This is a genomic window from Nocardia acidivorans NBRC 108247 (assembly GCF_001625085.1).
Taxonomy (GTDB): Bacteria; Actinomycetota; Actinomycetes; order Mycobacteriales; family Mycobacteriaceae; genus Nocardia; species Nocardia acidivorans.
Window position 1 is genome coordinate 1 of record NZ_BDAW01000070.1, and the last position, 1,958, is coordinate 1,958.

The following is a 1,958-nucleotide window of genomic DNA, read 5'->3' on the forward strand; positions in this document are numbered from 1 at the left end:
GAATGCGACAGTCCGGCCTGTACGAGTGCGGTCGTGTCGGCCGCCGCCGGTGCGCACCGCGGATCGGCCGCCGCCTGAGGACTCACCGGAGCGGCAGTTGTCGCCGGGGGAGTCGCCGCCGGAGCGGCAGTGGGGCTCTCGTCCTTGTTCTTGCCGACCACTGCGCCGAGGACTCCGAGCAGAACGAGGACGCCAAGGACCGCGCCGACGCCGCCGAGAATCCATGCATTGATCTTGCGACGCTTCTGGGTCGGATCGTTGGTAGGCGGTCTGAGATCGGACACGAGAGCCCCCTTGGGAGTGCCTTTACGAATGATTGACTGTTGATTCACGATCGCCCCCCACGGTGGCAGCGTTAACGGAAACATGCCGACTGGCACGAAACGTCATGCGGTGGTGCGCGTTCGGTTCGGCTCGCAGCGTTGGATCTGCTGTATCGATTCATTCCCCACGCTCGCGGGCACGCTCACGCGCCAGGGCTTCCGCCTCGCGTGACCGTCGCTGCGATTCAGCCTGTTCGAACTCCTCGATTCGCCCGTCTGGGGTGCGTGCCACTGCCGGGGGCTGGAGCACATTGTTGTTAACCAGGTTCGCGATTGCGAGAGGGTGATATCCCTGTTCGGCGTACCGGGCGATATCGGCGGCCCTGACTTCCGGGCGGTCGCCTGGCACCCGTACGTCACGCCCGTCGATGGACAGAACCCAGCAGTTTGCCTCTCGATCAAACCGCCGTTCGGTGCCTTTGGCGGCCTCGTAGATGCGAGGGTCCATCTCGCGTGCCTGATCTGCCGGGATCAGCAGAGATCGCGCCGCCTCGCGTAGTTGCTCGAGTTCAACCCCTTGCCGGTGCAGTTCCTCGTCTCGCCCCAGAGTGCGTGCGTCCCTGGTCAGATCGCGACCCCGAATCTTTGCGGCCGATGCGTTGGTCGCGGCTTGGATTGTGGCGTTGTGCTGCTCGATGTGTTCAGCCATCACGCGCTCGTTGGCGCGGTGCTGTGCCTCCTCACGGACGCGAGCTACCTGCTCGATCATCTCTCTATCGCGTTCGTCCCGAGCCAAATCAATTCGTTCTTGGACCTGATCTACATGGCCAGGGTTGAGTCCCACTCGCTCCAGAGCGTTGCGCTCGGCATCGCGCTCGATCTCGCGCATCGAACTGAGTTCGTATTGGAGCCGGTTGTGTTCACGTGCGAGTTCAAGCTCGCTGCGCTCCGGTGCGGTGCGTTCGACCTCGCGCGCACGGTCGAGGATCTGTTCCCGCTGCTGTGCCTGGTCTGGCCGTGCCTGCGCCGCAACGTCCATGACGCCCTGATCGATCGCACGCTCTACCGGAACGAGCGCCTTAATGAGTTCCTGCGTCCGCTCTTCAAGTGCCCGCGCTTGCGCCTCCTCGACCAGCATGGATTGCCGGTATCTCAGCTCTGCCTGATCCAAGCCCATCTGGTCGTACCGCTGAACGAGTTGCTGGTCGGCGGCGACCAGGTCCAGAAGGTCATTCCTCGCCCCGAGCAGTACATGTAAGGCGATCGGCTCGCCAGCTTCCCGCGCGCGGTCGATCTCCTGCGTGAACCGCTCGATAGCATCGCGAGCGACCGTGAGCTCGGGAACTTGCCGGATCTGCTCGATTCCCTCGCGTAGCCGTTCCATCGATCGCTGGTTCAGGATCGGGCGGCCTGCTGCTACCGCCCGCTCGAATGCCTCCTCGCCTACTTCTCGAAGCTGGTACCGGCCAGGGAAGTTCGCTTCCAGCTCCCGGGCCTTGGCAATGACTTCTGGGTCGAGGTCAGCCAGGGAGCGAACCGCCATTTCCGTCGCCCTGACCTGACCGGTCGAGAGCCCGTACTCATCTTTCCGAAGCTGGACGAGTGTCTCCTCCGGCGGGGTGTAACCCGCTTTGTACTCGGTCCCATTGGCAATGACGACCGACCCATCAGGCATCCGAACGACCTGGGCAGCGT

1 protein-coding gene and 1 pseudogene are annotated in these 1,958 nt (G+C 63.7%); both read right to left on the minus strand.

Features of this window, described 5'->3' with window-relative positions:
• Positions 1-284, minus strand: a pseudogene (locus NA10_RS29010) (hypothetical protein); the annotation flags it as partial.
• A 157-nt stretch (positions 285-441) separates the two neighbouring features.
• Positions 442-1,958 (minus strand): hypothetical protein (locus tag NA10_RS29015; RefSeq protein WP_218021608.1); only part of this gene is annotated, 1,517 nt, incomplete at its 5' end.